General features: G+C 34.7%; 10 protein-coding genes. 5 read left to right on the top strand and 5 right to left on the bottom strand.

The genetic code is table 11. The features are described from left to right. Positions 1 to 181: 181 nt before the first annotated feature. Complete coding sequence (purF, locus tag M1L26_RS00430) at positions 182 to 1,567, top strand: amidophosphoribosyltransferase (RefSeq protein WP_250120208.1); 1,386 nt, start codon at positions 182 to 184, stop codon at positions 1,565 to 1,567. A 748-nt stretch (positions 1,568 to 2,315) separates the two neighbouring features. Here the strand turns inward: purF and M1L26_RS00425 are convergent. Beyond that, positions 2,316 to 2,669 (bottom strand): TrbC/VirB2 family protein, encoded by a 354-nt coding sequence (locus M1L26_RS00425; protein WP_211907655.1) that lies wholly within the window; start codon positions 2,667 to 2,669, stop codon positions 2,316 to 2,318. A gap of 128 nt (positions 2,670 to 2,797) precedes the next feature. Here M1L26_RS00425 and M1L26_RS00420 point away from each other — a divergent pair, with 128 nt between their 5' ends. Continuing rightward, complete coding sequence (locus tag M1L26_RS00420) at positions 2,798 to 3,613, top strand: YihY/virulence factor BrkB family protein (RefSeq protein WP_250120207.1); 816 nt, start codon at positions 2,798 to 2,800, stop codon at positions 3,611 to 3,613. Continuing rightward, positions 3,600 to 4,364, top strand: a complete 765-nt coding sequence (locus M1L26_RS00415) for an SDR family NAD(P)-dependent oxidoreductase (protein ID WP_250120206.1) — start codon at positions 3,600 to 3,602, stop codon at positions 4,362 to 4,364. Before M1L26_RS00420 ends, M1L26_RS00415 begins: the two co-directional genes overlap by 14 nt. A 117-nt stretch (positions 4,365 to 4,481) precedes the next feature. On the opposite strand, the gene M1L26_RS00410 is transcribed toward M1L26_RS00415, so the two are convergent. Continuing rightward, entirely contained in the window at positions 4,482 to 4,655 is a 174-nt protein-coding gene (locus tag M1L26_RS00410; RefSeq protein ID WP_246433117.1) for a hypothetical protein, read from the bottom strand. 138 nt (positions 4,656 to 4,793) lie between these two features. Here M1L26_RS00410 and carB point away from each other — a divergent pair, with 138 nt between their 5' ends. Together carB and M1L26_RS00400 are read left to right on the top strand one after the other, a co-directional pair. Beyond that, complete coding sequence (gene carB, locus M1L26_RS00405) at positions 4,794 to 8,021, top strand: carbamoyl-phosphate synthase large subunit (RefSeq protein ID WP_250120205.1); 3,228 nt, start codon at positions 4,794 to 4,796, stop codon at positions 8,019 to 8,021. 271 nt (positions 8,022 to 8,292) lie between these two features. Next, entirely contained in the window at positions 8,293 to 8,640 is a 348-nt protein-coding gene (locus M1L26_RS00400; RefSeq protein WP_211907660.1) for a diacylglycerol kinase, read from the top strand. Positions 8,641 to 8,646: 6 nt separating this feature from the next. Here M1L26_RS00400 and M1L26_RS00395 read toward each other — a convergent pair whose 3' ends face one another. The 3 genes from M1L26_RS00395 to M1L26_RS00385 are packed head-to-tail and all read right to left on the bottom strand — an operon-like array spanning position 8,647 to position 13,477. Further along, positions 8,647 to 9,600 carry an RluA family pseudouridine synthase gene (locus M1L26_RS00395; protein ID WP_369800735.1) on the bottom strand — a complete coding sequence of 318 codons (954 nt, stop codon included), beginning with the start codon at positions 9,598 to 9,600 and terminating at the stop codon, positions 8,647 to 8,649. Beyond that, positions 9,600 to 11,408 carry a coiled-coil domain-containing protein gene (locus M1L26_RS00390; RefSeq protein ID WP_250120204.1) on the bottom strand — a complete coding sequence of 603 codons (1,809 nt, stop codon included), beginning with the start codon at positions 11,406 to 11,408 and terminating at the stop codon, positions 9,600 to 9,602. Before M1L26_RS00390 ends, M1L26_RS00395 begins: the two co-directional genes overlap by 1 nt. Before the next feature lie 8 nt (positions 11,409 to 11,416). Beyond that, positions 11,417 to 13,477 (bottom strand): ComEC/Rec2 family competence protein, encoded by a 2,061-nt coding sequence (locus tag M1L26_RS00385; RefSeq protein ID WP_250126910.1) that lies wholly within the window; start codon positions 13,475 to 13,477, stop codon positions 11,417 to 11,419. Between the last annotated feature and the right edge of the window lie 2 nt (positions 13,478 to 13,479).

The following is a 13,479-nucleotide window of genomic DNA, read 5'->3' as shown; positions in this document are numbered from 1 at the left end:
CTTTTTCTCTTCAGTGCTAAAAAATTGTCAAAAATCTCAAAATTGGTTAATTGCATATAACCTACTTTCTGGTATACATCAAAACTACCGTAGCAAGCTTCAAATTTGAAAGGGATTAACAAATAAAATTCTTGTACTTTGCCTCTACTAAAGTACAATCAGGCTTTATTTAATATTTTTCATGCTTGATGAAGTACGTGAGGAGTGTGGGGTATTTGGCATAAGTTACAACCAAAGTGCTGCTTTTAACTCTATACTTGCTCTCCACGCTTTGCAGCATAGAGGTCAAGAGTCTTTTGGCGTAGTAACCAGTAACAACGATAAGCTGCACTCTTATCACTTTCAAGGCCAAGTGAGCAGTGTATTTGATGATATAGATGAAATAAAGAAATCCTTACCTGGGGATTGTGCAATAGGTCATGTTCGATACTCAACAAGTGGTAGTAAATTTGGAGTGCAACCCATGTTTGGCAAAAGTGGCAAATTTGGGGATTTTGCCATAGCACATAATGGTAATTTAATTAATATTTCTCCGATACGCGAACAATTAATTAAACAAGAGTGCGTTTTTCAGTCAGATATTGATACAGAAGTAGTAGTGCATCTGACAGCAAGCAGTGAAAAAGATAGCTTTTTAGAGAGTTTTATATATGCATTAAAGCAAATACAAGGTGCTTATTCTTTTGTGGCAATCAATCAAGAAGTAGTTATTGGAGTACGTGATCCATCTGGAATCAGGCCTCTTGTTTTAGGAAAGTTAAACGGTTCTTACGTTCTTGCATCTGAAACTTGTGCTCTTGATATAATAAATGCAGAGTTTATTAGAGAAATAGAACCAGGCGAATTAGTTACCATCAGTTCGGATAGTAAGCTAGACTCAATGTTTCCTTTCCCACAGCAAAAATCAAGTTTTTGTATTTTTGAATACGTTTACTTCTCGAGACCAGACAGCATAATGGAGAAGAGGTCCATATATGATATAAGAAAAGAAATAGGAAGAATACTTGCAGAAGAGAGCCCACCAAAAAACAATGTAGATATGGTTGTACCAATACCTGATTCTGGAATACCTGCAGCTATTGGATATGCAAAGCATTCAGGATTACCTATGGAACTGGGGATAATTCGTAATCATTACATAGGAAGAACTTTTATACAACCCACCGCTGAAGTACGTAAAGTTAGAATAAAATTAAAATTCAATGCTAATAAGCACACTTTGAAAGGCAAAAACATAATTTTAATAGATGATAGTATAGTGCGTGGTAGTACGCTCAGAAATATAATAGTTATGCTAAAGGATGCGGAAGTAAAAGAGATTCACCTCAAAATTTCAAGCCCACCAATTAAGCATTCTTGTTTTTATGGAATAGATACTCCAGAGTGCAAAGATTTAATTGCTGCAAATAAATCTGTAGAGGAAATTAAGGAAATTATAGGAGTAAATAGCCTAGCCTTCTTGAGTATTGATGGACTATACAGGGCTGTTAAAGAAGAAAAACGTAACAACGCTACACCGCAATATTGTGATGCTTGCTTCACTGGTGACTACCCAATTGGTAAGTAATCTATTATTAATGAAGGTGAGGTTTTTTCTATGTTATATTAACAGTTTTAAAAATAGATTTTTTGCATAACCATATAGTTTTTGCCTGGGCGTCATTTGAGTGAAAACTACTTTACAAATTTCGTCATTCCCTTTACTATGATACTAAGAGTATTTATCCTTGTTTTTGACCTGCAGGCTCAATCACAAAATTCAGTAAAAAAACTCAAATATTTATTGGCAAATTACACACAAATTATAGCGGCTGCATGTCTTTAAATTTTTTCTACATTCAGCCAAATCGCGCTTATTTTAAGCGTTAGCACATTATTACAATGCCAATTTAAATTATTATAGGGTCAAAACTCGTTACACGGGGACTTTTTTGCCTTTTTTCTTCGTTTAGTAAATTTCTTAATATTTGTAACTAAAGTAATTTTAGAGAGGCGTTATGTAAGTAGCTGACACACAGCTGTACGAGCATTCATTTTTGAAGATAGCAAAGGTGTCATTCAAGTAGCTGACACTGGGATCCATCTCTTAATACAGCCTCATCAAAAATGTTGTGTTTTAACATAAAATTAACTGCTTCTATGCTCATAAACTTAATATCCAATCAAATTTCCTGGATTCCAGTGTCACGCACTGGGATGACAAGGGAGGGACTACTCGAATAACACCTTTATGGTGGCTTAAGTCACAAGTTCGTGCAATGATGGTGCTCCTTAAAGAAGCACCATTTGCTAATGTTTTGAAGCTTTAATGCTTATTATAAGCATGTATTTTTTGTTGCATCCCATCTTTTACCATCAGGGCAAGCAGTTGCACCATCTTTACAAATCACACCACCTGGTACTATTTTTGAAACAACTACAGGTGCACCAAAAAACACAGCAGTAAATGCACCAAGTGCAAAAAGCGCTGGCCATGGCATTCTGCCAAATATTGCCAGCAAAGCTGCACCTATTATCACTATTGTAATCATAGGTCCGCCTATACCGTGAGTATAGCCTACTATTTTGCATATTGTATTGGTTGTTGCATCATCAGTAACAGCAGCAGCAAAAGCATTATCAAATGCAAAGGAAAGAATTAAAGCTACAAGTAGAAGAAAGTTTTTCATTATGCCTCCGTATTTAACGCTGGATTATCTATCATTTTGATTAAATTTAAGTAAACGGTGAGGATTTTTTGCTTAAAAGTATGCTTTATTTCATTTAGAATATTTTTCTTAGTTTATTTATATTACAAGTGCTACAGAAATTTTATAGTATCGTTTATTGCCTTTATCGTGCTTTAATTGACACAATTTATAATGATGGAGTGGAGCATGCAGGGTATCTATCATTTTTAATCCTGTTATCAATATTTCCTTTTCTTATTGTTTTAATAGCCATGGCATCAACGTTCGCAAATTTCTTAGATCAATACAATGTCGGCTGGGCATTTATTATTGATAACATGCCACAGGATATTTTATCATCTTTGATGCCACGTATTAGGGAGATAATATCAGGCCCTCCGCAAAGCTTATTAACCTTGGCAATTGTAGGCGCTGTTTGGACTGCCTCATCAACAATTGAAGGATTTAGAACGATATTGAATAAGGCCTATAAAGTTCCGGTTTCATCGCCTTATATATGGAGAAGGGTGCTCAGTATATTACAATTTTTAGTAATTACGCTTGTTACAACTCTGACTATAGTATTTTTTACATTAGTGCCAATGTTAATTGATTTTTCTTACCAAGGGCTAAGTTATACTAGATATTTACTTATTGAGTTTGTGCTTTTTACTATAGTATCTTGGCTATATTTTACATTGCCAAACATAAAGCAAAACTTATCAGACGTATTTCCCGGATCTTGTGTGGCTGTTATTCTTTGGACGATCTCTGCTTCAGCTTTCAAGCAATATTTAAAAGCTTCCTTTGATCAACTGAATTTGATATATGGAAGTTTAGGTGGTGTGGTGATGTCGTTGCTATTTTTTTATGTGCTAAGTTTTATTTTTATATATGGAGCAAAATTTAATTTTCAGCTAAAATATTTCAATGAATCTTGCTAAAGAGAAAGAAATGGGTAAGTTAGAAGGTAAAATAGCTTTAGTTACCGGGGCTTCAGGTGGAATAGGCTCTTCTGTTGCAAAAAGATTTGTAAAAGAAGGTGCATGTGTGATTCTGATTTCCAGATCTCTTGATAATCTCAAGCCATTGTATAACGAAATTGAAGAGCTTAAAGAAGGCTCTGTGAAACTAATTCAGCTTGATCTTTTAGACTTTGAAAACGTAGAAAAACTGGCAAATATGATAGAAAGCCCAAAATTATCAGAATCTGGAACACTTGATATACTGATTACATGCACTGAAATTTTAGGTAAGTTGAGCTCTGTTCATGATTGTGAGCTTGAAGATCTACAGAACGTAATGAATACAAATTTTACTGCCAGTTGGTACTTGCTAAAAAATTTGGGTCCAATACTAAAAAAGTCTAATGCTGGAAGAGCGATATTCATGACCTCAGAGATAACACTTTCTCCTTCCTCTTATCCATATTGGGTACCATATGCTGCAAGTAAGGCTGCACTAGAAGTAATGGTGAAGATATATGCATCTGAGACAAAGCATACGAACTTATGCATAAATGCCGTGTATTCGGAAGATCCTATCGATAGTGAAATGTATAAGCAAGCATTTTCGGGAAAAGATATATCTGAATTAGTATCGCCTGAGAAGTTAACAAATAAATTCGTAGAGTTGGCTTCTGATGACTGCAGTATATCAGGACAAATCTTGCCACTTAGCAAATCTACCGAGTAAATTACCATAGTATCTGCAAAGATACCGTTAAGCCCACAACTGTATGAACATTGTGATTTGAGTCCACTAGGAAGGATGTCATCCCAGTGCCTCTATGGTGTCATTCCAGTCTGGAATCTAGTCTTTATTGTGCGGCCACTTATTTAAAGTTAAGTTTTCTGGATCCCAGACTGGGATGACACCTCTGGTCACTGCCGTCATAAAGGAACCAGTGTCAGCTACTTGAATGACATCATTTGCTGTGCAATTTACCTTCAAAAATGAATGTTTGTACAGCTGTGTGTCAAGCACTGGAATCTGCCACGCAAATTGCAATGTTCGTACAGTTATGCGTCAAGCCTAAAAGTAGTTAGCTAATAGGTTTAATAAAAATTCACATATACAGGAAAGATTGGTAACATTACTTGAATAGAGACCGTTATTGTAATTATGCCGAAACGCACAGATATAGAATCTATATTAGTAATAGGAGCAGGCCCAATAGTTATAGGTCAGGCATGCGAGTTTGATTATTCTGGAACGCAAAGCTGTAAAGTATTAAAAAGTGAAGGTTATAAAGTCATTTTAGTTAACTCCAATCCTGCAACTATAATGACAGATCCTGAATTCTCTGATGCAACTTATATTGAGCCGGTACTGCCTGAAATCATAGAGAAAATTATAATCAAGGAGATGCCAGATGCAATATTGCCAACAATGGGCGGGCAAACAGCACTCAATTGCGCAATAAAACTTGCAGATGATGGAGTGTTAGACAAATACAACGTAGAATTAATAGGGGTAAATAGAGAAGCAATAAAAAAAGCAGAGGATAGAGAGTTATTCCGTAAGTCCATGGATAGAATAGGACTGAAATATCCCAAAAGTATCATTATAAAAAATCAAGAACAAATAAAAGAGGCTTTGGACTACATTGGATTACCAGCAATCATCCGCTCATCATTCACCCTTGGTGGTGCAGGTAGCGGCATAGCATACAATAAAGAGGAGTTTTTCAATATTGCAGAAAGTGCTCTCAAAATTTCGCCAATAAATGAAGTTCAGATAGATGAATCAATTATCGGCTGGAAAGAATATGAAATGGAAGTTATCCGTGATTGTAAAGATAACTGCATAATAGTCTGTTCGATAGAAAATATTGATCCAATGGGAGTGCACACCGGAGATAGTATCACGGTTGCTCCTGCTTTGACTCTGCGTGACGTAGAATACCAACAGATGAGAAATGCATCTATAGCAGTGCTAAGAGAAATTGATGTTAGTGCCGGTGGTGCAAATGTTCAGTTTGCAGTGAATCCTAAAGAAGATGGAAGCCTCGTTGTAATTGAAATGAATCCAAGGGTTTCTCGCTCTTCTGCGCTTGCTTCAAAAGCAACAGGTTATCCTATTGCAAAAGTTGTAACTAAACTTGCTATCGGCTATTCACTCGATGAGATACGTAATGATTGCGCTCCAGTTATACCTGCTGCATTTGAACCAGTGATTGATTATATCGTCACTAAAATTCCTCGTTTTGAATTTGAGAAGTTTAAGGGGACGAATTGTGAACTATCAACTTCCATGAAATCAGTGGGGGAAGTGATGTCTATAGGCCGCACTTTTAATGAGTCACTGCAGAAAGCTTTTCGTTCACTTGAAACTGGTCTTACAGGACTTGATGAAGTATTTCCTGAGAACATTGATATTGATCACGTAAAATCTCAATTAGCAAAATTGCTACCAAACAGATTACTGATTGCTGCTGACGCAATGCGTCACGGAATTAGCATAGAAGAAATAAATTCGATTACAGGATATGACTTATGGTCTTTGCAGAATATACAGCAAATTATATTAGCTGAACAAAAAATCAAGGAAAACGGCCTTCCTGAGACTGCATATGAAATGTTAGAGCTGAAAAAAATGGGGTTTTCAGATGCAAGATTGGCAAAATTAAGCAATAAGAAAGTAGAACAGATTGAAGCAATGAGAAAAAAATTTGGTGTTAATCCAGTTTATAAACGTGTAGATACTTGTGCAGCTGAATTTGAATCGAGCACTGCTTATATGTATGGCTGCTATGAGGGTGATGTTGAAAATAAAACGGAATGTGAGGCGAATATTTCGGATCGAAAAAAAGTTGTCATTTTAGGAAGTGGTCCAAATCGCATTGGTCAAGGTATTGAGTTTGATTATGCATGCGTACATGCAGCTTCTGCCGCCAAAGAAATGGGGTATGAAACAATAATGATTAACTGTAATCCGGAAACCATTTCAACTGATTATGATACCGCTGATCGTTTATATTTTGCCCCACTGATTGCAGAGGATGTGCTTGAAATACTAAGCAAAGAGCAAGAAAATGGCACACTGGTTGGTGTAATAGTTCAAATAGGTGGTCAAACACCTTTAAAGTTAGCCAAAGTGCTTAACGAGAGAGGTTTCAAAATTCTGGGAACTTCGTTTGATTCTATTGACCTTGCAGAAGATCGCATGAGATTTAAAAATCTTGCTTTGCAACTTAATTTAAAACAACCTGAAAATTCTATCTGTCATTCAGTAAAAGAAGCGTTAATCAACGCAGAAAAGGTGGGGTTTCCACTAGTAGTTAGGCCATCATATGTCCTCGGCGGTCAGTCTATGTCGATTAGACACGATACTCAGAGCTTTAAAGAGTATGTCTTGAATCAAACCAAAATTTTTGAACACGGGTCACTGCTTCTTGATAAATTTTTAGTCAATGCAGTTGAGGTTGACGTTGATGCTGTATGTGATGGGAAAAAAGTTTTCATTGCAGCGGTCATGGAGCACATTGAAGAAGCTGGTATCCACTCTGGCGATTCAACATGCTCAATACCGACAAATACATTGAGTGACGAAGTAATAAAAGAGATCGAGCTCCAAACTGAAAGAATAGCTCTTGCACTAGAAGTGAAAGGTCTGATAAACATTCAGTTTGCTGTTCAAGAGAGTGATGTATACATACTTGAAGTGAATTTAAGGGCTAGCCGTACAGTTCCTTTTATTTCCAAGGTAATCAATATTCCTATTGCAAAGCTTGCCACTCAGGTTATTTTGGGTAAAAAATTGAATCAGGAAAACAAGCCTTTCAATCATTTTGCAGTTAAAGCTGCTGTTTTTCCATTTACGCGTTTTTCGGGAATTGACACTTTACTTGGTCCTGAAATGAAATCAACAGGAGAAGTGATGGGAATTGACTTATCTTTCGGAGCTGCACTTGCAAAAGTGCACATGGCTGCAGGATACAAGTTACCAACAGAAGGAACAGCTCTGGTTTCAGTAAAAGATGATGATAAAGAGTATATATTGCCTGTTGTACGAATGTTGAAAGAACTGAGTTTTGAAATATATGCCACCAAAGGCACAGCTTTGCATCTGAACAATAACGGCATTGCTGCAAAAGCTGTAAATAAAGTGAGAGAAGGCAGACCCCACATAGTTGATATGCTCAAAGATGGAAAAATAAATCTAGTAATCAATACTTCAAAAGGTGTGAAATCAGTCTCAGATAGCAAAGATATCAGGAGAACTGCTATTTTGCAAAATATAGCTTATAGCACCACAGCTTCTGGGAGTAAAGCGTTAGCGCTTGCAATTCAATATGTAAAGAATAGCAAATTGGAAGTGAAATCATTACAGCAGATACAAAATGTTTAAATATCAAGACTATAATAAATTATTACTTATTTCAAAATGAGGATCGTGTAAGCTAAGGCGAGAGAAATTTAATTAAAGGATTTTTGTGTCAGTATCAATATATAACTGCCTTGAGCGTTTGTTGAAAGGCTTTGTACTAATTTTCTTGATTCAAACAATATGCTAGACTTTAACTTAAAAATCTTTGTAAGTGATCACGACTGAAAGGTGTTTTCATGCATTTTTTACCTGAGTGCAATAAGTGTAATTCATTGAGTTTCCAAAATTGATAATGAAGAAAAGCATTACTCGTCTAATAAAAGCAATTCAATACTCCTGTGAAGGAATAAAATCAGCTTTTATATCAGAAATTGCGTTCAGACAGGAGTTACTACTTTTTATAGTATGTGTTTCAACTTTGTTTGTTTTAGATGTAAGTAATTTAGAACGTGCAGTAATGGTAAGTAGCCTATTTTTGGTGTTAATTGTAGAAATTATTAACACTGCTTTTGAAACAACAATTGAGCGTATTTTAAGTGAACAACATATACTTTCAAAAAAAGTGAAAGATCTAGGTAGTGCAGCAGTTTTTCTCTCATTAATTAACTTCTTGATAACATGGATGATAATATTGATATGAATGTTGTTAAGATATATTTTCAAATTCACCGATTAAGACTTGCATGTCTTGTGGTAAATCAGAAACAAATTCTATATATTCTTTACTTTTTGGATGATATAAGCCTAGCGTGTGAGCATGTAGTGCCTGTCTATTGAAATTACGGATAAAGTCAGAGTTTTTAGCATGTTTTTCACTTTTACTACTATTTTTTCCGTAAACTTGATCACCAACTACAGAATGTCCTATGTGGCTCATGTGTACTCGAATTTGGTGTGTTCTGCCTGTCTCTAAAGTACATTTAACCAGGCTTGCTTGCCCTATAATTTTCTTCACTGAATAATGAGTGATTGCTAATTTACCTGCTGTTTTTGTGACACACATCATTTCTTTATTACTGCGTTTTGGAGCAATATGGGTTTTTACTGTTCCTTGCAGATTAGGTAATGCTCCCCAAATTACTGCTAAGTATTCCCGTTTTATTTTACGATTTGATAGCAGTTCAGACAAGAAGCTGTGGGATTGTTCATTTTTTGCAATTACCATGAGTCCACTAGTATCTTTATCAAGCCTGTGAACAATTCCTGGTCTTGTATTTGTATATGGAATTTTGCCAAGGTGAGCGATCACTGCATTCAGGAGTGTATCATTGTTTGTTCCAGCACCTGGGTGTACTGTTAATCTACTTTGTTTACTCAGAACTATAATGTCCCCATCTTCGTAGATGATATCAAGCTTTATATTATAGTTAGGTTCAATTGATGTGGATATGTCAGGTTGAACGAGATGTACTATATACTCTTCACCTGGTTTTACTATGTGGTCATTATTAATTATTGGCGTGCCAAGTAATGTTACCCGCTCATCTTGTATCAATCTTTGTGCTTTACTGCGTGATATGTTACACTTTTTAGCTATGTAAGTATCTAGCCTTAATTTTTTTTCGTCACTATTAACATTTAAGGTTATATCTATGGTCACTACCCTGCGCAAGCTACTTTGAATGCTGCATGAACATCTGGATTCACAAAATCAACTTTTGTACTAGGTTGAATTTGAAGGCCGTCTTGTTTTTTAATATGGCAAATTGTTTGAGAGCCATCTTTCCAGTAAATTATTATTTTATTATCAAAATCCCGTAGCGTTAACTCCCTCTTTTCTTCTTTTTTATCTTTTTCTTCTAGCTTAATAGACTCTAATAAATAATATAGAAAGCCACTTGCTTTACCGTTAACTTTTTTTCTCCATTCATCCATTTTTTCTTGTTCAGATAATTCTTTTTCCAATTTTGCATTTTCTTGCTCCAGCTCTTTCATCCTTTTTTTTGATTTTAATAATCTATGTTTTTCTATTGCTTTTTTCTCTTCATCTCGCTGTTTTTCAAGAGAAGTAGCAGTAATACTGCCTTCACTGCTATTAGGTTCGGTTGATTGAGTTTGTTTATTCTTTAATTCTTCTAGTTCATCTTTTACTTTTTTTAGCTCTTCCTCTAATTTCCTCCTTATCTTTTCCGCCTCTTCTTTTTGCTTTTCCAACATATCTATAAACAAAGGATCATCACTAACTGTGCTTTCCCCAGATTTAAAAAAGCCAACAAATCTGCTTGGTTCAAATCGCTCAACCTTATCTTCAGCGATTTTAATAGCATTATCTAAACTAGAAAAAATACTTTCAATGTTTAGTGAACTTGCTCTTTTTACCAGCCCTTTAGCTTCACTTAAAATGGGCGAGATTTCCTTGTGCAACTCATCCAAATCTTCTTTGATGTCTTCTCTGACTCTTCGTAGATGAACAAGTGTTTCTTTAATTTCATCATTTGCAGGCTTTAGAAGCTTATTATCGAGTAGACCTTTAACTTCATCTAACTGCTTATCAAGTGAGTCAACAATTTTATCTGTAAAATCAGTCAAGTGCTTATCAAGTAATTTTATCAATCGAGATGTAGAATCATTTACTTCCTCATCTTTTGTCTTTTTTTCCATTACTGATACAACCCCACCTCTTCTGAATGGAAAGAGAATATCCAAATTATTAAACTTTTTAACAATATTATGATTATTGTTTATCTCATTGTTTTTTAGCTTGCTGAATGTTATACATATCCCAACAATAGCAATGATACTAGCCAGTGCAACTATGGCCCATTCCAAATCCTGAACATTGGCAAAGCTAAATCTATTTTGTATTAACGCACCAACTATGATTGCAGCACTAACTACATATGGTATGGCAAGAAAAATGTCCTTATTCTTATTCTCTTGTCTTTGATCATCTAATATTTTTTTTTGATTTTCAGAGATTGGCAAAATTATTGAAAAGCTTGCTTTTTTGTGACTTATAAAACTTAAATTTGGTTTTATCTCTATTTTCAGAGCATTTTCAGCGATTTCACTTATCTCGTTGTCTTTGCCACCTCTAATTTTATCATTTATTAATTCCTCTATCGGCTTTTTTCCTTCTTTTATCTTCTGCTTATGCATATATCTCATAGCAGAAGAGGCTACAAAAGTTGTTAAAAGAATAACAGAAACCAAAGTGTAAATTGGCATGAATGTTGGGTTAAAAATATCTGTAATAAAGCTTAAATTATTACTAGTTATTATTATTGCAGCTACATAAGCCAAAGAAAATTGAAGCCAAGTATTTACAGCTGCTATAGGTAAAGTGTTACTTACAGAATATTTCTTTGTTGCACGCCATAACCTAGGAAAAAAACCAATAGCATCATCTATTTTGGCAAAATTATGATCTACTTTAACATTGAAAGGATTTGTTGTATCTAAAGGCATAAATTTCCTTACATCCTAATTAAGTAATTATATATAAATGATACTTTAAAAACAAGTTTTTGGCTTATGCCAAGGACGATTAGAACGCACTTTACTAACTTTATACCACTATCTGTTAGCCAAACAGAGTGTGTGCCATATGCCTCTAAGTCAGCATATTTGATGATTTTAGTATTGCAAGCTGGATAGTTAAACTTGCTTAACTGAATTACTAGATCGACATTGTTACAATTTTCTAAAATATCTTCTCTTTTGTGAGCTAGCAACACTGACTTATTATTTCCTTTATTATATATGCAGTCATAATCATTACATTTTAGCCTTTTGTTTGAATTACTGAATTTAGTATGATTCACAATTTGATTCTGCCCGTTTTGCTTTGCCCACGTTTTGACAACAAAATTTCTGTTTTTTCTAGTAAGGGAATATAGTAAATTGTCATCTTCTTTTACAGCAAGATTATCAGCACTGACTAGAATATCAGGAGTTGTATACATAGCCCTAGAGAAAATACCTAGCACAATAAAGAAAATTCCAAAGAAACGCCAATTCCTTTCCCACAAGCATAACCATAATAGCCCAAGCGTTATTATAATAATTAATGAGGCAGGAAAAGTGCGAATAGGAATAACCAAATACTGAAGACTGGCAATTGCGTTTGTTATATATAAAACGCTGTCAATTGGGCTTTCCATGAGAGGCGTTATAATCCACTGAGTACCTAAAGGAATCAATAAAACATAGATTATTCCAAGTGGAATAATAATGAGTGTAACTATTGGTATAGCAATCAAATTTGTGATAATGCCACTGATTGAAAAATAGTTAAAATTGTATATTGTGTACGGAACAGTTGCTAAACTTGCTATTATTGAGCTGATCATTATCGACACAAAATATTTTATTATTTTTATTTTGAATAACTTATTAGCATTGATCTGATAGCTGGCAACTAGTGCCAAAACAGCAGAAAATGACATTTGAAAACCTGGCTTTAAGATTGCTTCTGGCTCCACTATGAGTATCACCGAAGCAGCAAACGCAATTGCTATTAATCCTCGATATTTCCTTTCTATGATTATTGCAACAAGTACCAAGATCACCATGATGTAGGCACGCTGAGCAGAAATTTGCATACCGGTAATCAACAAATAAAAGGTAGTTGGCAAGATAGTAAAGAATGCAGATATTTTTTTAGTGTTATATTTAAGAGTCAAAGTTTCAGATATTGCAAATAAATTACGGAATACTATAAAAAATAGACCAGCAACAAACGATAAATGTAAACCAGATATAGCGAATAAATGTGCTATACCTGAATCTCGTATCGCATTCATAGTTTTTTGATCTATCCCGTCTTTTTTGCCAATTAATAATGCAGAGATTATGTCCGCGTGTGGCTTTTTGGTATTTTGCTGTAGGTTTTCATAGATATATTGACGGAAAGATTCTATATACTCTTGAAATTTTCTTGCTTCAGCCTTTTTGTACAGGACTATTTTGCTTGTTGCAAAGCCTGTTGCACTTATTTTCTGATAATATGCTATTCTTGCAAAATCATATGCATATTCCGAAGGCACAATTTTTGGAGGAAAGAGTTTTGCTGATAATTTTACTTGATCCCCTATTTTAATGCCTTCTTCCGCTTTGGTTCTAACTGATATTCTGATGTTATCCAGCTTGAACTTCGTGTTTTTTATTTCATAAAGCAAAAATTGCTCATACGAGCCCTTGTTATTAATATCCTTCACTGTAGCAACAATATCTTTCACATACCTTTCCTTATCAAGAATGTGAGTATTAACTGAATCTGTTCTGAATTTGCTGGCTGTAAATCCTATGAGCACTGCAATTAAAGAAATGCATAATATTGCGTATTTCCTGTATAATATTGCAATCAGAATTAGTATAGGTGAAAGCAAGAGAAAAATAGATATAGTGAAAGCACAGCTTGGTTCAAAATTTAATGAGAAATAGGTTAAAATTCCTGCACACTGAAAAACCGGGAACCACAATATCAAGTTATATTTTTCATTGCACAGATTGTTATGTATATAATTTACTATCATGT

Origin of the sequence: Wolbachia endosymbiont of Ostrinia scapulalis, from assembly GCF_023559145.1 — a bacterium.
Lineage (GTDB): Bacteria > Pseudomonadota > Alphaproteobacteria > Rickettsiales > Anaplasmataceae > Wolbachia.
This window is presented reverse-complemented; position numbering and strand designations above follow the sequence as displayed.

Coding starts and splice junctions, on each gene's coding strand:
- purF (WP_250120208.1), top strand. CDS start 182: ATGCTTGATGAAGTACGTGAGGAGTGTGGGGTATTTGGCATAAGTTAC.
- M1L26_RS00425 (WP_211907655.1), bottom strand. CDS start 2,669: ATGAAAAACTTTCTTCTACTTGTAGCTTTAATTCTTTCCTTTGCATTT.
- M1L26_RS00415 (WP_250120206.1), top strand. CDS start 3,600: ATGAATCTTGCTAAAGAGAAAGAAATGGGTAAGTTAGAAGGTAAAATA.
- carB (WP_250120205.1), top strand. CDS start 4,794: ATGCCGAAACGCACAGATATAGAATCTATATTAGTAATAGGAGCAGGC.
- M1L26_RS00400 (WP_211907660.1), top strand. CDS start 8,293: ATGAAGAAAAGCATTACTCGTCTAATAAAAGCAATTCAATACTCCTGT.
- M1L26_RS00390 (WP_250120204.1), bottom strand. CDS start 11,408: ATGCCTTTAGATACAACAAATCCTTTCAATGTTAAAGTAGATCATAAT.
- M1L26_RS00385 (WP_250126910.1), bottom strand. CDS start 13,477: ATGATAGTAAATTATATACATAACAATCTGTGCAATGAAAAATATAAC.